The organism is Rhodohalobacter barkolensis (genome assembly GCF_002834295.1).
Lineage (GTDB): Bacteria > Bacteroidota > Rhodothermia > Balneolales > Balneolaceae > Rhodohalobacter > Rhodohalobacter barkolensis.
Genome location: NZ_PISP01000001.1, coordinates 376,713 through 395,079 on the forward strand (window position 1 = coordinate 376,713; position 18,367 = coordinate 395,079).

Annotated in this window: 14 protein-coding genes; 5 read left to right on the forward strand and 9 right to left on the reverse strand. The window is 42.1% G+C overall.

From position 1 onward, the window contains the following. Positions 1-131 precede the first annotated feature (131 nt). From alaS to CWD77_RS01555, 5 genes are all read left to right on the forward strand, one after another. A complete protein-coding gene (gene alaS / locus CWD77_RS01535; RefSeq protein ID WP_101071467.1) occupies positions 132-2,789 on the forward strand; it encodes an alanine--tRNA ligase in 2,658 nt (885 codons plus the stop codon). A gap of 84 nt (positions 2,790-2,873) precedes the next feature. Further along, on the forward strand, positions 2,874-3,977 hold the full coding sequence (gene pdhA / locus CWD77_RS01540; RefSeq protein ID WP_101071468.1) for a pyruvate dehydrogenase (acetyl-transferring) E1 component subunit alpha: 1,104 nt from the start codon (positions 2,874-2,876) through the stop codon (positions 3,975-3,977). A 40-nt stretch (positions 3,978-4,017) separates the two neighbouring features. Then, complete coding sequence (locus CWD77_RS01545; protein WP_101071469.1) at positions 4,018-5,001, forward strand: pyruvate dehydrogenase complex E1 component subunit beta; 984 nt, start codon at positions 4,018-4,020, stop codon at positions 4,999-5,001. Positions 5,002-5,086: 85 nt separating this feature from the next. Next, positions 5,087-6,379 (forward strand): pyruvate dehydrogenase complex dihydrolipoamide acetyltransferase, encoded by a 1,293-nt coding sequence (locus tag CWD77_RS01550; protein WP_101071470.1) that lies wholly within the window; start codon positions 5,087-5,089, stop codon positions 6,377-6,379. A 283-nt stretch (positions 6,380-6,662) separates the two neighbouring features. Then, positions 6,663-7,079 carry a hypothetical protein gene (locus CWD77_RS01555; RefSeq protein ID WP_101071471.1) on the forward strand — a complete coding sequence of 139 codons (417 nt, stop codon included), beginning with the start codon at positions 6,663-6,665 and terminating at the stop codon, positions 7,077-7,079. An 18-nt stretch (positions 7,080-7,097) separates the two neighbouring features. On the opposite strand, the gene CWD77_RS01560 is transcribed toward CWD77_RS01555, so the two are convergent. From CWD77_RS01560 to CWD77_RS01600, 9 genes are all read right to left on the reverse strand, one after another. Beyond that, on the reverse strand, positions 7,098-11,480 hold the full coding sequence (locus tag CWD77_RS01560; RefSeq protein ID WP_101071472.1) for an SPOR domain-containing protein: 4,383 nt from the start codon (positions 11,478-11,480) through the stop codon (positions 7,098-7,100). Next, on the reverse strand, positions 11,477-12,307 hold the full coding sequence (locus CWD77_RS01565) for a fimbrial biogenesis chaperone (protein ID WP_101071473.1): 831 nt from the start codon (positions 12,305-12,307) through the stop codon (positions 11,477-11,479). The genes CWD77_RS01560 and CWD77_RS01565 overlap by 4 nt, the downstream gene beginning before the upstream one ends. 93 nt (positions 12,308-12,400) lie before the next feature. Further along, entirely contained in the window at positions 12,401-12,913 is a 513-nt protein-coding gene (locus CWD77_RS01570) for a hypothetical protein (RefSeq protein WP_101071474.1), read from the reverse strand. A 169-nt stretch (positions 12,914-13,082) separates the two neighbouring features. Then, complete coding sequence (locus CWD77_RS01575) at positions 13,083-13,655, reverse strand: hypothetical protein (RefSeq protein ID WP_101071475.1); 573 nt, start codon at positions 13,653-13,655, stop codon at positions 13,083-13,085. A gap of 2 nt (positions 13,656-13,657) precedes the next feature. Continuing rightward, positions 13,658-14,275: a hypothetical protein gene (locus CWD77_RS01580; RefSeq protein ID WP_101071476.1), complete on the reverse strand. Its 618-nt coding sequence runs from the start codon at positions 14,273-14,275 to the stop codon at positions 13,658-13,660. A 5-nt stretch (positions 14,276-14,280) separates the two neighbouring features. Then, on the reverse strand, positions 14,281-14,778 hold the full coding sequence (locus CWD77_RS01585; RefSeq protein ID WP_101071477.1) for a hypothetical protein: 498 nt from the start codon (positions 14,776-14,778) through the stop codon (positions 14,281-14,283). 90 nt (positions 14,779-14,868) lie between these two features. Further along, positions 14,869-16,341, reverse strand: a complete 1,473-nt coding sequence (locus tag CWD77_RS01590) for an AMP-binding protein (protein ID WP_101071478.1) — start codon at positions 16,339-16,341, stop codon at positions 14,869-14,871. A 34-nt stretch (positions 16,342-16,375) separates the two neighbouring features. Continuing rightward, positions 16,376-17,458, reverse strand: a complete 1,083-nt coding sequence (gene menC / locus CWD77_RS01595; protein WP_101071479.1) for an o-succinylbenzoate synthase — start codon at positions 17,456-17,458, stop codon at positions 16,376-16,378. A 5-nt stretch (positions 17,459-17,463) separates the two neighbouring features. Continuing rightward, positions 17,464-18,348 carry a 1,4-dihydroxy-2-naphthoate polyprenyltransferase gene (locus CWD77_RS01600; protein ID WP_101071480.1) on the reverse strand — a complete coding sequence of 295 codons (885 nt, stop codon included), beginning with the start codon at positions 18,346-18,348 and terminating at the stop codon, positions 17,464-17,466. Between the last annotated feature and the right edge of the window lie 19 nt (positions 18,349-18,367).

Below are 18,367 nucleotides of genomic sequence, written 5' to 3' on the forward strand. Positions count from 1 at the left end.
TGATAGTCCAATATACGCAAGTGTAAAGGTAATACGCATGAATCTGAAACTTTGAAATGAGGTTATGTTTAAAAATTGCTATTTTATAAAGCTTATAAGGAAAACATTTTTACTAAAGTTTAATTGAATATATGTCATTGAAAACGGCTGCTCAGATTCGTCGGGAGTTTTTGGAATTTTTTAAGGCTAAGGAGCATCTTATTGTTGATAGTGCACCTGTTGTTCCAAAAAACGATCCGTCCCTTCTTTTTACCAATGCCGGTATGAATCAGTTTAAACCTATCTTTTTGGGAGAACAGGATGGTCTTAAAGACGACGGTAAAATTTGGAAGCGCGCAGCTGATACTCAGCGCTGTATTCGTGTGAGCGGGAAGCATAACGATCTGGAAGAGGTAGGGCACGACACTTACCATCACACACTGTTCGAAATGCTCGGAAACTGGTCTTTTGGCGACTATTTTAAAGAACAAGCTATAGAATGGGCATGGGAGCTGTTGGTAGATGAATGGGGACTTGACCCGGATCGATTGTATGCAACGGTATTTGAAGGTGATGAATCTGACGGGCTTCCTGCCGATGATGAATCAGCACGGCTATGGGTAGAAAAGACATCCATATCACCTGATCATGTTCTGAAGTTTGATAAGAAAGATAATTTCTGGGAGATGGGTGAAACCGGTCCTTGCGGTCCCTGCTCTGAAGTTCATGTTGATCTTCGGTCAGATGATGAGAGGAAGAAAAAGCCCGGTGCAGAGCTTGTAAACATGGATGATCCCCGAGTGATGGAGATCTGGAACCTGGTATTTATTCAGTTTAACAGGCAGAATGATGGTTCACTGGTAAAACTGCCGGCTCAGCATGTAGATACCGGGATGGGTTTTGAGCGAATCTGTGCTGTGCTTCAGCGGAAAACATCCAACTACGATACAGATGTTTTTCAGCCAATAATCCAAAAAATTGCTGATTTAGCCGGGAAAACGTACGGAGATGATGAAGAGACAGATATCGCCATGCGGGTTATTGCAGATCACATCCGTGCGGTGAGTTTTTCTATCATGGATGGAGCTTCTCCGTCCAATGAAGGTCGTGGGTATGTAATCCGCAGAATTTTGAGAAGGGCCATTCGCTATGGATGGGATCGACTTGATTTTAAAAAGCCATTTATGAGCAAACTGGTTCCGGTATTGGCGGATCAGTTTGCTGACGTATTCCCGGAGTTGGACGGACAGATTGAATACATACAAAATGTGATCCTGGCTGAGGAGAAGAGCTTTCTTAATACTCTGGGTCAGGGAATTGAGCTGTTTAACTCTATGATTGAGGGAAAGAAAAAACTATCAGGTGATGATGCCTTTAAGCTCCATGATACCTACGGATTTCCTATTGACCTGACAGAGTTGATGGCCCGGGAAAAAGGAGTGGAAGTCGATACGGATCGTTTTTCCGAGTTAATGAAAGAGCAAAAGGAACGTGCACGGGCTGCCGGAAAATTCACAGCTTCGGAAAAAAGTGATTTGGAATGGACGGTGATTAAAGATGCAGAATCTGAGTTTGTGGGTTATGATGACGTCAAAACAAATACCTCAATACTGGCAACGGCTCAACGGGATGATCAGAAGTTGATCCTGTTGCAGCAGACACCATTCTATGCAGAATCGGGCGGACAGATTGCAGATACCGGCTTTATTGAAAGGGGATCGGAGAAATTAAGGGTTCTGGATGTTCAGAAGTCGGATAAGGGTCATGTGCATTATGTTGATCAGCTGCCCGAAGATCCATCCGGTGAGTGGATTGCATCTATTGATATTGAGCGTCGCCGTGAAATTGAAAAACATCACTCTGCAACTCACATTATGCATTCGGCATTGAGAGATGTTTTGGGAGATCATGTAGCCCAGAAAGGATCACTGGTGGCTCCGGATCGTCTTCGGTTCGACTTTTCACATTTCGAATCGGTGAAACAGGAGGAGCTCGATCGGATTGAGCAGCAGGTGAATGAGAAAATTCAGGAGAATATTCCTCTGCTCGAGGAGCGAAATGTACCGATTGATCAAGCTCGTGATCAAGGTGCAATGATGTTGTTCGGTGAAAAGTATGGTGAGCAGGTCCGGGTCATTACGTTCGACCCCAACTACTCTGTTGAACTCTGTGGCGGAACGCATGTTGATGCAACAGGCAGAATCGGGTATTTCCGTTTTTTAAGTGAAACATCTGCTGCTGCAGGAATCCGAAGGGTGGAAGCTGTTACCGGAAAAGCTGCGGATCAAAAATTGAGAAACGAGCAGAGGCTTTTAAAACAGATTCAGACAGTGTTGGGGAATCAAAAAGATGTGCTCCCCGGTATTCAGAATCTGATTGAGAAAAATAAAGAGTTGGAGAAAGAGCTTGAAAAATTACGGCAAAGTCAGGCCGGTGATTCATTAGATCAAATTCTTGAAAACGGAAAAGAAGTTTCCGGTGTTCAACTCTATACCGGAAAAGTTGACGGAGCCGATATGGATACGCTAAAGCAGCTGGGTTATGATGCTTTAGAAAAGATGAAATCCGAAACAGTAGTTGTATTGGCTTCTGTAGATACAGAAGAAGGGAAAGTCTATATAATGGCGGCGGTTACCGATGATTTAATCCAAAAAGGAGTGAAGGCCGGAAATATGGTGTCACAACTTGGAAGAATTGTTGGCGGCGGTGGCGGCGGACAACCTAATCTGGCAACAGCCGGAGGTCGGTTTCCGGAAAAAATCGAAGAAGCATTTGAGAAAGCAGAGGAGTTGATACAATCGGAGCTCTGATTTAAGATTCAGGCATCTGTAAACTTCTCAAATAATGGGTATATTTAACACAAATTAGAAATTGAACAACGATTAACTGTAAATATGGCGAAGAAAAAAGAAACAGATGCTATTTTTACTCCCATCGGGATTGAAAGTGGCAATAATGGCCAAATTGAAAAATCAGTAGATCTGCCTGATCCAACAGAGAAATCGCATAAAGATTTAGGTCTGTCGGATGATGATGCAATCAAAATGTTTGAGCAGATGTTCTTGCAACGACGTTTTGAAGAGCGTGCCATGCAGCAGTATCAAAAAGGAAAATTTGGTGGATTTCTTCACCTATATATTGGCCAGGAAGCTGTATCAACCGGAACCGTTCATGCATTAAATGATGATGACGATATCATTACCGCTTATCGTGATCATGGCTGGGGACTCTTGCGAGGGGTTTCTGCCAAGTCTGGAATGGCCGAATTATTCGGTAAAGCCACAGGATGCTCCAAAGGAAAAGGCGGATCCATGCACTTTGCAAATGTTGAAGAACATTTTTGGGGAGGTTACGGTATAGTTGGCGGCCATATCCCAATTGGTGGGGGGATTGCTTTTGCCAACAAGTACCAGGAGAACGATCGAGTAACAGCAACCTTCTTCGGGGACGGTGCAGTTGATCAGGGTGCACTTCACGAGACCCTTAATATGAGTCAGCTCTGGAATTTGCCATGCATCTATATTGTGGAAAACAATGGATATTCCATGGGTACTGCGGCTCGTCGGCATACGGTTAATGAAATTCATGAACGTGCCAAAGGATATGGCATGAAGAGTGCGGTATTTAATGGTATGGATGCACTTACGGTGTATGAGAATATGAAGAATATCGCTGATGAAGTTCGTAAAGACAGTAAGCCTTGGTTTGTTGAAATCCGGACTTATCGCTACCGTGGTCATTCCATGTCAGATCCTCAGAAATACAGAACCAAAGAGGAGCTCAAGAAGTATCAGGAGATCGATCCGGTAGAAAGAATGAAAACCTATTTGATTGACGAAAAAGTAGCGAAGAAAAAAGAAATTGAAGAGATCGAACAACGTATTGAGGATGATATACTGGAAGCAATTGAGTTTGCTGACAATTCCGATTTCCCGAAAGATGAAGCGCTCTATGAGGATATGTTTGCGGATACTCCTCACTTTCATGACAGAAAGTAATCGACTCAAAAAATAATTTTAAAGACAACGATTTATAAAAATGGCTGAATTACAATTTAGAGAAGCAATTCGCGATGCGATGGACGAGGAAATGGCTCGCGACGAACGAGTCTTTCTGATGGGTGAAGAAGTTGCCGAATATAACGGTGCTTATAAAGTGTCGGAAGGCTTACTTGATAAGTATGGCTTTAAAAGGGTGATCGATACTCCAATTTCAGAGCTTGGGTTTGCCGGAATAGGTGTGGGTGCGGCAATGAACGGTTTACGCCCCATCGTGGAGTTTATGACATTCAACTTTGCAGTGCTGGCAGCTGATCAAATTATTAATCACGCCTCCAAAGCGAGATATATGTTGGGTGGCCAGTTGAATACACCGATCGTTTTTCGGGGTCCCAACGCCTCTGCAGGTCAGCTTGGAGCGACGCACTCCGTTGCTTACGACTCGATGTATGCTCAGTTCCCGGGGCTTTCAGTGATTTACCCATCCGAACCTGACGATGCGAAGGGATTGCTAAAATCTGCAATTCGAAATGATGACGCCGTCCTTTTTATGGAGTCGGAACAGATGTACGGCTTGAAGGGTGAGGTATCTGATGAAGAGGATTATATTATTCCGATCGGGAAAGGTAAAATTAAACGGGAAGGGGACGATGTGACGATTGTTGCCACCGGAAAGATGTACCATATTGCTAAACAAGCAGCAACGCAGCTTGCCAAAGATGGTGTAGAAGCAGAGATTATAGATCCTCGCACAATTAAGCCGTTAGATATTGAGTTAATTGTGGAGTCTGTTAAAAAAACCAACAGATGTATCGTTGTTGATGAATCTCACCCGTTTGGCGGATTGGCATCGGAGGTGGGTTTCCTGATCCAGCGTGAAGCATTTGACTACCTGGATGCACCCGTTCGAAGAGTAACATTGCCGGACGTTAACGCTCCATTTTCAAAACCACTTTTTGATCTTTGGTTGCCGGATGCTAAAGAAATAATTGATGCTGTTAATGCAGTGACTTACAGAAAATAGGTGATGCAAGCGAATTGAAGAGTTGATCTCTTCATAAATACCGAATGACGAAAACAATTTACAAACAGGATTAAGAAACAGGATTATGGCTATAAAAATTGAGATGCCGAAGTTAAGCGACACCATGGAAGAAGGTGTTATTGCTAAGTGGAACATCAGCGAAGGGGACAAAATTGAAGCAGGTGATGTAATAGCTGAGGTAGAAACGGATAAGGCTACAATGGAAGTTGAAGCTTTTGATCCGGGCACAGTTCTCAAAATTCTCGTAGGCGAGGGAGATGCTGTTCCGTTAGGAGGTATCATGGCTATTGTTGGTGAGGAGGGTGAAGACATCAGTGATTTACTGGAGGAGGCAAATAATGCCAACGGTGGTGCTTCTTCATCAGATAGTGAAAGCGAAGAGAAATCATCAGAGAAAAAATCATCTGACAAGTCTGATAAAAAAGAATTTGATCCTATTCTGGATGATGTTGAGTCCGGTAAGGGTAAAAAAGAAGAATCCTCTGAAAAAACCAGCGACGACGGCAGAATAAAGGCGTCCCCGCTTGCCAGAAAAATGGCTGAGGATAAAGGTATTAGCCTTACTGATGTTGAGGGTTCAGGTCCTGATGGTCGTATTATTAAACGGGATATAGAGGATTATAAACCTTCAGAAGCGAAGAAAGATAGCTCTGTTCAGGTTCCATCGTTTGCCTCAGAAGAGGATGAAGAGATTAAGATCTCGCAGATGAGAAAGGTAATTGCGCGTCGATTGAGTGAGAGTAAATTTAATAATCCTCACTTTTATGAGACGATTGACATCGATATGGAGAAAGCAATTAAAGCCCGAGCGGCACTCAATGAGATTAGTGAAGTGAAGATCAGCTTTAACGATATAGTTGTAAAGGCTTCTGCGATGGCTCTCAGAAAGCATCCCGAAATTAACTCATCCTGGTTGGGAGATGTCATACGCAAGCATGGTGATGTAAATGTAGCGGTTGCGGTTGCCATTGATGAAGGACTGATGACTCCTGTTCTGAATCATACCGACAAGAAAACTTTACAACAAATATCAGCTGAAACCAGAGAACTTGCCGGTTTGGCACGAGATCGTAAACTGCAGCCTGAACAGATGGAAGGAAGCACATTTACCATCAGTAACCTGGGGATGTTTGGCATAGAAGAGTTTACGGCAATTATCAATCCGCCCAACGCGTGTATTCTTGCCGTAGGTGCCATTAGAGACGTACCTGTTGTTAAAGGCGGTGAAGTGGTACCGGGCAAACGAATGAAAGTTACATTGTCCAGTGATCACAGAATTGTAGACGGAGCCAAAGCCGCACAATTTCTGAATACATTGAGAACAATGATTGAGAATCCATTGGCTATGATGCTCTGATTATAATAGAGCATTCTTTCCTTTTAGAAGCCGGTTGAGTTACTTCAGCCGGCTTTTTTTATTCCTCTTTCACACTGATAGGATCAGCACTAAGCCCATCTCTGCAGTTGATCCGGAAGTTTTATTAGAACAGAAAAAGTCTAATAAATGTAAAAATCAGCATTTCTGAGTTATTGACTTCGATTTATGAGGCAGTGTATTTACCACGTAAAAATTAGAATTTCTTAATATTAATTTATTCTAATATATTTCTGTAGAGACAAGATGCTTTAGTGAGTCAATCATGAGAAAGACAATAAAAATACTAATACTTGTACTGGCGGCCATCACGTTTTCTGCTGCGGATGTTATCGCACAAAATTTTGCCAGTGCAACGATGCAGGTTAAAGTTGAAGTGGTAAGTGGAAGTCAAATATCCAATAACCAAATTGCTGAACCTTTTTTGGTAAGGAATGAAGAGACAACATTTGGAGATTTTTCAATGAACCTTCCTAATGGTGTTGAGTTCATTACAGAAGCTAATGAATCTGTAGAGATGAGTGATGGTTCAGATCAATGGAGTATGAAAGCAGAAATGAAGATCAATAGAGAAGACGACGGTACAGTTAATGTGAAATTTATGACCCGGGACAATAAAAAAGAAAAACGTACGGGCACTACCTACCGCGGTAAACAAGTAGCTACGATTCAGTATCTATAGATGGCAATACAGGCCTGCTTAATCGAGAATGAAAATTTCGAGAGGACGCAGGTCTGCTTTTTTGTTCACTTCGTTAAAAATTTCGATAAATCTTTCCCACGACCTGAACTCACTTTGATCGAATAACCGAATGGCTTGCTGATCGGTCTCAATAGAAAGTCGTCTATTGGTAGCTCTGAAATAGTCTGTACTTATCTCTGTGTAATCATCAATGTCAGAAATTTCACCCAGATAAATTCTAAAAGTCAAATTGAGTGGCAGAGAGGTTTCAGGATCAACTTCAATTTCCTGATTATCAATAAAACCTTTATCCCGTAATTTGTTTAAAGCTTCATTAGCCGAATCAAATTCTGAAAAAGGTCCGGCTATGACATCGAAGACCTGAGTCGTTTCAGTTTTCACAGATACTTCAATCTCAAGTTTATCCGATATCTCATTAGCTAAATCCCTTGCCTCTGCCTCTTGGTCAAACTGAGCAATTGGAATGATAAAACGTGTATAGGTTTCTTCTACAGGCATTCCTCGGTCTGTACAAAGTCCTACGATCGCATACTGGTTAAGCGGATCCTGATCCTTAAATAATATCAGCTGAAACAGGGCATCTGAAATATTATCAATAGGGGACGTTCTCAGACCAAATAGTTCAGTAGATTCATTGTAGACAAGGAATATCTCTTCGTCCAACCGATCACTTATCTGATTTGCTTTTGCAGATGCTTCCCTGGCATTACCAAAACTTCCAACCTGAATTGGATAGCTGCAGGTAAGACTTTCCTGAGCACGAATTGGAGCAAATTCCATTGACCGAATGTCTGCAAAAGGATCATCATCAACTGTACTAAACTCAGCTTCTTCCAAAATTTCAACAACTTTTGGTTCATCGGTTTCCAATGTATCTGTATCTAAAGAATCAGGGGTTAACCCGGTTCTATCGATAGGTTCATAGATAACAATATCACGGCCGGTTATGCCTGTCGCTTCTTTGATGTTTTGATTGATCTGTTTCAACTCCTCAAGGTCACTTACCCGACTCTCTGTTACGACCTGAAACCGGCCATCTTCTGTTTGAATGATTTGTAGCTCTTCGTCTATTTGATCGCGGGTATTTTCTATAAATTGCCGGGCACTTTCCGAATCCATGAATGTTTCCAGACTAAGGGCGTATGTCAGATCTGTTTGCGGCGCAAGTTCGTCCTCATCCTCCAATCCGGCAAGCAGTTCATCATAATAACCTTCAAAAGCCAGTTCGTGAAGTGTGGATACTAAAGCGCTTCGATTTGTAAAAGGTCCGACAAATACTCTGAATAGGTTACTATCCCGGTCGGGGTAAATAAATACATTTTGGTCTTCCAGTTCAGCTTGAATACGATCTCTTAAACTATTGGCGCGTTCTCGCGAATCGTACGCTCCAACATGGATATGTAGATCTTCATCACTATCGGGTGAATCGCAATGATGAATCACTGAAAGCCTCCCAATATTTGAATTTCTAAAGTCAGATATCTGATTTGATAGAGAGTCAAAGTCATCGAATGGAGTCGTTCTGACCGTATACAGCTGATTAGAGGCATTGAAATCAATCTGAAGCTCAAGATCGGATAGATTCTCTGCATACGAAGCGAGGTCAGCAGCGTCAGTAAAACCTGTAAAGGTTCCCAGCTGAATGCTATAACTACAGTTTTCTTTGTAGTTGATATTAGAATCGGTACCGTTTAAACCAATGAGTGAGGCTGCTGTTATAGGAATTTCTTCAATCGGTTCACGGCGTTGAGGATCATCAGCCGGCAGCATAGTCATTTCAAGACCTTCAACAAAGTCACCCTCTGCCAAAGCTTCAACCTTAAATTCAATAGCTTCTAGTTCGGGAGTGGCATTTAGAAAGTTAAGCTGCGATGGATCCGGCTCAATCACATAGTCTCCCGGTGGAACCTCATAGGTGTAAAAACTCCCATCAGAAAACGTTCTGATTTCTTCTGTATGCGGTTGAACTCCTTCAGGAACATTGATCTGTTTCAAATAGAGTCGGAGTCCGCCGAGACCGGTCGTTGTGCCATCAGGCATTTGACGTGTAATCTTACCCTCTACAATGCCGGACATGTAAAGCGGGATCTCTATCAGCTTGTACTGATTTGGATCCGTTACTATCGAAAATTGTTCAAATTGTGGTATGAGCAACGGATTTGTAATGGATCCCTTATTTACCGTCATATTGTACTGTCGGTAGGGCTGCAGTTGGGAGATATAGTTGATTTCTCCCTTGGAGAATGTATTTCCGCCTGCACGATCAATCCGAATAGCATTTTCTGGTATTAATTCATCTCCTTCGTCATAAGTGCCATTGTTGTTGTTGTCAACAAACATACGTGTTGCAATTCCGGCTCGTCCTACTTGCTGTCTGTTTGTAAAGAGTGCGTAACTGTGGTTTGAATCGTAACCGACCGATCCTCTCAAGCTTTGTGTGAGAGTGGTTGAATTGCGTACAGATCGTACCGTTGTGTTTGAGCGAATCGCATCGAAGTCGAATGTGAGTGAAAATCTGAAGAGGTTGAAATCACCCACAAAGTTTCTTCCCGCAGAAAATTGAAATCGTCCTCTTCTTGTTACATTTCTGCTGAATTGAATTTCAGCATCTTCAATTCTGGAAATGGATGGAATATAATTGGCTTGAGCCCTTACAAATACACTTCGTAACAGTGAAGGGATATCCCTGCTTCGGGAAAAATTATATGTAATAGCAGAGTTTAACCGGGCTACCGGTGTTGTTTGAAATGAAAGGTTTCCCAATTGAGTGTCTCTGTACCCAAACCGAAGGTTAGCGCGGCCTACTCTTGTATTCAGGTCAAGTCTGTAACGAGTAACCGCACCGGTTTGACGTTGTTCGTTGGTAACAGACCATCTTAGGAACAGGGGCCAGTCTGCAATGTTTACCGGAGTAAATAGGTTTGCACGGATTGAAGATTGATTTCTGCTGGTATTGTAAATTCCACCCTGTGTGTTGTAGTAAGTGTAATCTAAATTAAAACTCGCGTTGTTGGGGTAAATAACACTTCCCGTTGCCCTGTAGAACGCATTATTGGCTGCCTCAAAGGAGAGCAGATAGCTGTCGGCTAATCGAGTGGATAAACCGGCAGTAAACGTTGGCAGATCATTGTGAAAGTCTTCAAAATATTCAACTCCGCCTGATGCAGTGAAGCGGTCAGTAAGTCCTGCACTTAAATTTGCTTTGGAAACCATTCCACGATTAGTGGAACCGGCAACAGGATTATCAACACGGCCGGCATTTATGGTATAGTTAACTTCTCCGGGCGGTAAAAAATTGAATGGTATTTGTAATCTTGCATCGCGGGTAGTCATTTCGCCGGTTGGACTGTAAGCTCGTATCGTGTAGCTTGACGAACCATACGTTAGAGGAATGGAAAATCGATAGATACCGCTGCCATCAGCCTGTGTAAAATCGACGAGGGTGTTGTTTCGATAGAGTTCAACTTCTGAATCAGGTTCTACTGTACCTGAAAAAACGGTCTCATCGTAGATATATCTCGGTTCAATGGGTTCGTTCGTAAAACGGACTCCGGTATATGCAACCGGGGCAAGACCTTCAGCCGTGGATTGTCCGGCAATAATTGTACTTATCCATTCATTATCCCGGATACCGTAGCGCCATCTCAATCCGCTGGATCGCAGAGATGATGCCGTTTCGGAATAACTGCCAAAAAGTGTTCCCTGTAGGTCACCGCCCACTAATTCCGTCCCGATGTTGGTACTGTACAAATAACTGTTACCCGATTCATTCAGGTTAGCCGTCAAATTGTAATCGATAAATCCGGCATCGAAAATACTCCTGTTCCGATCAAAGCGAAGGGGATAGAAATCACGTCTGAGTTCTCGTTGAGTTCGTAGGAGTCGTTCCCGTCGTACTTCACGTTCTCTTTGCGCAACAACCGGCATGGTATCAGGCGATTCCAGCGAAACAGATAGATTGCTGAAGTCGATAATGAACTCAAGTTCAAAGAGCTGATATAGTATTTCAGGATCGAGGTAGTATCCAAATTCAGTAATGACATAGTCATCGGCGGTGAGGGTGATGTCCTGATCTGAGAACTGTGCCCGGCGTGAATCGAAATTGAGTATATATCTGCCTTCGCCAAGATAATTACCGGATATTGTGAATGCCGCCTGATCAATAGTTACATCAATCTGAAGGGCTTGGAAAAGGTCTGCTACGGAAAGATAAAATTGATCGCGTTCGTATAACGCTGAAACATATGTGTTAACGACTCCTTCATGACGAAACTGTAGAAATACCTCCTGGTCTGAACTTTGAGCCTCTGCCGAATCAAATATCGAAGGACTCAGGAACAGAAGAAAAAGATGTGTTATCAGAAGGCATTTTTTAATCACTCAATCGTAAACGTTGTTCGCTCACTTACTTCAGAAATTTGCAGCAGGTTTTGCGATGAGATATCATTTCTTTGCGATTCAAACATAGTTTCTACAGAGTATTGACCGGAAGGCCAGTTTGACGTATCAAATTCTACACGCTGATTGTTGCGAAAATAGACAGAGGTGGATGAACGCCTGGAATCAACTTCCTGACCATTGGAGTTCATAACCCGGGTCCTTACACTTCCGATGAAAGGAGAGTTACCGGTGCGCTCTACATCAGTAATAACAACTAACCGGTCATCATCAACCATAGCTTCTGAACGGTGAACTTCCAATCCCGTTTCAGCACTTCCGTGCTGAACCAACACTGCAGTGACCTGGTCAATCTGGAAAGAGACCTGAGCGGCGACCTGTCCTTCAGCAACCTCACCAATTGGCGGAGTAAGCTGATTAGAGGAGACACGCATTCGGGTCCAATACATTCCCGGATCAGAATTTTGAGGAATTCGTCCGACTAAACGAACTGTTTGTCGCTCATTCGGCTGTAATACAAAAGTGGTTGGAAAAGCCCGTAAATGAGGTACAAGGGAAAATTTTTCTTCAGCTTCAGAATCTTCATAATTCAGAAAAACTCTTCCATCTTCATCCGTAGCAGGGTAGGCAAACTCGAAACCGAGTCGAACTTCTACGGCACTGTTTGATGGATTGGAGACATAGAATGATCCGACCTTACTGTTTTTATCGAGAAAAACGGCGGTAGGAGAGATCGTTACCTGAGCCTGTACGGAAAAAGCAAAGAGCAACAGCAGAGCAAAAGGAAGTGATAGTAGACGAATTTTCATGAACGTGTCATTTTATTCAACAAATATTGCTGAACTTACGAAATAAAAAAACCCCACGAAATAGTGGGGTTTTAACATATTGAAGTGTAAGTCTTAAATATTGTAATTTACTTCAAATACAAGTGGTAGACCACCCCCGGTATTTGTTGAGTAATTACCTGAAGCTGTAGGAGATTGGAGTTGTCCACCAATATCCAAGGTTAAATCACCACCACCAGATACGTTGTATCCTGTACCGTCAACGTCTGCTGTTACATCATTACCACCATCAAAAACTCTATGGGTGAATGTAAGTTGATCTCCGTCAGCATTTTCAAGAACAGCATTTTGAGTAACTTCTACGATATACTCTTGTCCATCTGCGGTAATTGTGAGTGAACCTGCTGAAGGGGCACTTGCGTTTGAACTTGTAATATCACTTCCATTTGCCTGAACTTCTGCTACCGAACCTTGCTGAACATTTCCGAATGAAACATCAGTACCAGCAACATTCAATTCGGCTAAAACATCTGCTGTAACACCAATTTCAGCAGTATTTGTTTGTGCAAAAACCGTCCCGGCTGAGAGTACAAATAGAGCAATTATGAGAGAGCTTAATTTTTTCATTTTTTCGATGATTTTATTGTTGTTTAAAAATCTTTAGAGCGATTCTTTTTTGTTTCTACAAACAAGATAAGTGGTTGTCTGACTTACCCCAAGTTAGAGAGCTTTAATTAAAGGGCTATAATACCCGCTTAATACCGTTAGAGCCACTTAATGCAAGCCCGTTCGGTAACTACTCATAAATCACAGTCAGCACCACTTCACCGGTGTAGACGCCTTCAGGCACATTGCCAATATCTATATTTCCAAACACATAAATATAGAGTGAGCTCCATGCTGAATCCGGATTGTTTGATGGAGACTCCAATACAAGGCTTTGTCCGATATCGTTCAAAGGAGTACTGAGCTCAAAATCTTGTAGATCAAAATTTGTATATGCCGCCTGCAGTTCGATGGGGATTGTATCCAGGATATCCGGGTTTTCGTGCTGTAGTTCACGATCAGATTCCATTTGAATAATTAACCTTTGGGTTTGCAAGGCGCGAACTCGAAAGACTCCCATATTCGGAGAGCCGGGTGGAATTGTCTGAAGCCCCATTCCTGTGATGACCTGACCAAAATCGAGACTGCGCTCAACAGTAGTTTCAACTTCAGGCTCTACATCAATCTGAATGTTTAAAGATTGAGATTGAGCAATGATGGGTAACAGACTCAATAAAAGCGAAGCGAGCAGAAATAAAATAGGATATGCTTGAAAATAGTTTGAGCGAATATCAGAGAATGTAGAAAAATAAACCTTCTTCATATCTATCTGTACTCCACTGTGACCGTAATGGTGCCTCTGTAAGAACCCGCGACTACATTTCCGACATCAATTTGTCCATAGAAATAGAGATAAGCGGTTTCATTCACTAAAGATTGATCAAAATCTCCGGTGGGCGGTGTGGGTGGAGGCCCCGGTGGTCGCTGTCTGCGAGAAAGTATGGGAAACCGGGCATTACCGGTACTTAAGGAAGGTGTGTTTGCAATACCAATGGGTCTAGCAGATGATACATTATTCTCTCCGCTGTTTGTGAATGCCGCTTCCAGTGTAAACGGAATGGATCGCTGAGGGTCTGAATCATACGTCGGATTACCATCCAGTAGTAATTTACCTTCAGCAGTGATATCTACATCCACGTCTAAATATTTTACCCCAATTATGGCCAGTACCTTAGAGTCGATCAGTTCAACCTGATGTATCCCACTGTTGCTGTTAATCGGGCCTTGAAATACTAAATCTTCAAGACCAATATCTTCCAGTTCTATGGTATAGGTGCCATACTGGCCAAACTCGATATCCTGTGAAAGCGCACTATTTACAGATAATCCAATCAGTAGGACTGCAATGAACGCTGTTTTGATATGTTTGAAAATTAATATCAACTCAATCAGATATACTCTATTTCGATTGTAAATTCACCTTGATAGCTGCCAGGATTTACGTCACTCAGATCTATGGTTCCACCTATCCAGAAGTAAAACTCACCCTCTTCGTTAAACTGCAGATCACGAATATCCTGATCCAGAAGTTCTGCGGTCTCCTGATCATCAATGCCATTACCGGCTACTTCATAATTAAAAAAGATGATGCCTTCGCCATCTAAGTTAACCAGTTCGCGTTGGCGGATGTAGTCAACCCTGAATTCTGCATTGGGCGTTCCGCGTGCGACCATCTTGCCGGATCGCTCACCAAAAATCGGATCAACCCGTATTTCGGAACCTTCCTGCTCAATATCATCAAAATCTACGGTGTTGATGGTAATCATCTCCACGGTTCCGGCTACGGTGGCTGAGACAGAAATACTCACGTTTTGCTGAGATTGAGCAAAAGCAAACAGTGGGAGCAGAGCTAAAATGAACAGTCCTAAAAGTCTTTTGTAAATCATGCTTAATAAATTTTCTACTATAAAGATCCCAACTTAAAGACGGTTTAGCGAGTTAGTCTTTTTTAATTAAGGAGATCTAAAAACGGCGATTTAATCTCTATATGAGCGTAATAGTTCTCTTTTTTTGATTTTACCCAAAGCCGTAACTGGCAGACTATCTTTGCGAATCAGCTCTTTGGGAACCTGATAGGCCAGCAGTTCTTTTTTAAGATAAGTTTTTAATTCCGTTTCATCTATTTGATCCATATCGGAGGTATAAAAAGCCACAACACGCTGACCCCATTTTTTATCATGTACGCCAATTACGGCAGAACGGCTGATTCCCGGAAATGTTTCAATGACTTGCTCTACATCATGTGGATTTACATTTTCACCTCCGGTAATGATTAAGTCGGTTCGTCTTGTTTCAATAAAAAGCTGTTTTCGAAAGTTCAGATATCCAAAATCACCGGTTTTAAACCATCCATTCTCGTCAAACACAATTTCATTTAAATCTTCTGATAGATATCCGTCAAATATCTGTGGACCTTTTAACCAGATCTGGCCGGATTCCCGTAATGGGAGGGCGGCTCCTTCATCATTACGAATTTCGATCGAGTTTGGTGGAAATAATCTTCCAACGCTGTTCTTAGGTGAATACATCCCGCTGGGCGAAAGAATGGGATTGGCTGCTATTTGAGCAAAGGTTTCGGTCATGCCGTAACTCGTCACAATGGGAATTCCGCGGGTGATCGCCCATTCAATCAGTTCCAAAGTTATGGGCCCGCCACCCAGTAAAATGGCCTTGAATTTTGGATGAGTTTGAAAGTGAGAATCATCCATAATATTTATCAGCATGGTGGGTACCATGGATGCTACTTCGAACTCCCGATGATTCGCAAGCAGATTGCTAACTTCCTCGGTTTCAAATTTGTCAACTCTATAGATAGCGGAACCGTAGAGTAACGATCTGAGTATGATTGAAATCCCTCCCACATGGTTGAGAGGAAGACATAAAAGCCAATATTTGTTCTTACCCGGTTTAAAATTCTCGGCTGATGCCTGTGCCGCAAAAAATACTTGTCGTCTTTTAATCGGTACAATTTTTGGAGTACCGGTTGAACCGGACGTTAAAAATAGTCCGGCTATTTGTTCGGGATCGTGTAAGCTAAAAGATGTGGTGTTGAAATCTGCTGTTCGTAATAATTCGTCATTAGAAATCTGAAGATTCGATGCGGTAAAAGTTTGGTCGAATCGGTTCTCATCAGTTGTGTAAATGAGAGCAGGGTCTATCTGATCCTTAAGTTTTTCTGCATCCGAATCAGAAAAATCTTCATGAAGAGAAATGAAAGGTATTTTTAACAAAAAACAGGCAGAGATTAAAAAAATGACTTCATCAGAAGATGGAGAGCAAATTAGAAGAGGTTTGTGAGCAGAAAATGAGACTCCTTCTGTCTTTTTTAAAAGCCAGTCAGTAAACCCGTAAAGATTTTGATAGGTGTATTCATTCCGGTCCGAAGCCAAAAAAATCAGGCTTTTGTCAGGATTTTGAAACAGATCAGTATTTATGGATGCCGGAGTCATGACTTGATTTCTTCTGTTAACCTGATATTTACATTCAGAATTTACTCAGTAGACTTTGATTTAAATCATTTAATTTAAAATTTCTGAAACCCGATTTTGGTACGTTGATTTCTCCTCTTACTATTTCCGGATCATCTGAAAGATCGGAATGAAAGAGATAACCTGTATTTAGGCCGTGAGCCAAATTTGGATCACCGATTAACGTGGCTGCTGAAGCTGCCATTGTCCTGCCAATCGAAGATTCCAGCGTAGTTGTAACAACGATCCTATTAAAATGAGTTCTTTCACCCCGTATTGTTTCAAATAGGTCGATTAAATTTCCAAGCAGCATCGGCTTGATCACTAAAAAGTTTTCAGGCAGTTCCCTGAGAAGCGTTTTTAAATGTTCAATATTTTGGATGGATTCATCCAACGCCAAAGGAATTGGAGATTGAGCACTTATTTTTTTGAAAACCTCGAGATCGTGCCATTTGAAAGGTTCTTCAATGTATTCGATATCGAAAGGTTCGAGCATTTGAATAGTAGATAGGGTCTGTTTTACCGGCCAGGATTGATTGGCATCGAGTCGAAATTTGAGTTCATGATCAGAATTTTGACGGAGCTTGGACAAAATTTGGATCTGGCTATCAACTGGAAAGCCACATTTTAGCTTAAACGTTTTGAATCCCTGATTTCTACTTTTTTTAAAATAAAGCAGAGAGGACTCCAGATCTTGAATAGGTATAATTTCGTTTACTTGAATATTGGGTATTTTCTGACAGTCAAAAAGCTCATAAAGAGATTGGTCTTTTCTTTTTGACAGGATCTGCAAGCCTAAGAAGCTTAATGCAAACTGTAAAGAGGGGAGGTTTGGAAAATCCTCTAAGATTTCCTGAAGATTTTGAATAGTAAATGGTTTGGACAGAAATTCATTCAACTCATTCTGTTTTTCTTTAAGTACACCGGAAATTGAATCGATTGATTCTTTTGAGAATCCGGGTAGCGGGGAAGCCTCTGTGAGAACTTCTCCCGAGTGATCTGAATATCGAACGAGAACTCCTTCTCTATGATGAAATTCACCTTTACCCGTAACAAACGGATTTTTGAAGGGCAGTTGATATTTATAGAGTTCAATCAAAGAGTTTAAAGTATCAGACCGGCTGCAAAAAGGAAACCGAAAACCACCATCAACTTAGCTGTTCGTTCCAGGGTGTTATTCAGTGATCTTTTATCTTCGTGGTGCCAAACCTCTTTGGTTAGATTCCACGCAAAGAGAATGGATAAATATGGGAGAATGATAAAAATGGAATAATCTAAAAAGTAGTAGAAGTAAACGGGAGTCAGGTACGCTACTGCAATCATAGAAACATACTCGACTTTAAGCGCACTTTCGCCAAAAAGAACACCGAGTGTACGTTTACCTGTAATTTTATCCTGTTCCACATCACGCAGGTTGTTGACAACCAGGATATTCACACAAAGTGCACCTACCGGGACAGATGCCCAGAATGCCTGCTCCGACCATTCCAGGGTATTCACGTAAGTTGTTCCCATAACGGCTACAAAACCAAAAAAAATGAATACAAATATATCGCCCAACCCATTGTAACCGAGAGGAAAAGGGCCGCCGGTATATAGTATTCCAAAAAGTAGAGAGAGAAGACCTATCCATAGAACCACCCATCCTCCAATCCAAACAAGATAGAGTCCGGCCAGGAAAGCGATGAACATCGTAAGAATAGTAGCCCGAAGCATGGTTTGCGGTGCCACGGCACCCGAAGCGGTGGCTCGTTTAAATCCTATTCGATCTTCTGTATCGGCTCCTTTCACAAAATCAAAATAGTCATTGGCGAAATTGGTTCCGATTTGAATTGCAAATGCACAGAACATGGCTACCAGAGTGGCATCCCATAAAAGAGAATCATGCCTGTAGGCAATGGATGCCCCGACAAGCACAGGAATAAAGGCGGCGGCCAGAGTTTGGGGGCGAGCGGCATTGAGCCAGACTTTAAAAGCAGATGAATTCAATGAGAATAATTAGTTAGTG

What these genes read in the sequence shown, in the direction of transcription:
- alaS (WP_101071467.1), top strand. Translation starts at nt 132, where the DNA reads ATGTCATTGAAAACGGCTGCTCAGATTCGTCGGGAGTTTTTGGAATTT.
- pdhA (WP_101071468.1), top strand. Translation starts at nt 2,874, where the DNA reads ATGGCGAAGAAAAAAGAAACAGATGCTATTTTTACTCCCATCGGGATT.
- CWD77_RS01545 (WP_101071469.1), top strand. Translation starts at nt 4,018, where the DNA reads ATGGCTGAATTACAATTTAGAGAAGCAATTCGCGATGCGATGGACGAG.
- CWD77_RS01550 (WP_101071470.1), top strand. Translation starts at nt 5,087, where the DNA reads ATGGCTATAAAAATTGAGATGCCGAAGTTAAGCGACACCATGGAAGAA.
- CWD77_RS01555 (WP_101071471.1), top strand. Translation starts at nt 6,663, where the DNA reads ATGAGAAAGACAATAAAAATACTAATACTTGTACTGGCGGCCATCACG.
- CWD77_RS01565 (WP_101071473.1), bottom strand. Translation starts at nt 12,307, where the DNA reads ATGAAAATTCGTCTACTATCACTTCCTTTTGCTCTGCTGTTGCTCTTT.
- CWD77_RS01570 (WP_101071474.1), bottom strand. Translation starts at nt 12,913, where the DNA reads ATGAAAAAATTAAGCTCTCTCATAATTGCTCTATTTGTACTCTCAGCC.
- CWD77_RS01575 (WP_101071475.1), bottom strand. Translation starts at nt 13,655, where the DNA reads ATGAAGAAGGTTTATTTTTCTACATTCTCTGATATTCGCTCAAACTAT.
- CWD77_RS01585 (WP_101071477.1), bottom strand. Translation starts at nt 14,778, where the DNA reads ATGATTTACAAAAGACTTTTAGGACTGTTCATTTTAGCTCTGCTCCCA.
- CWD77_RS01590 (WP_101071478.1), bottom strand. Translation starts at nt 16,341, where the DNA reads ATGACTCCGGCATCCATAAATACTGATCTGTTTCAAAATCCTGACAAA.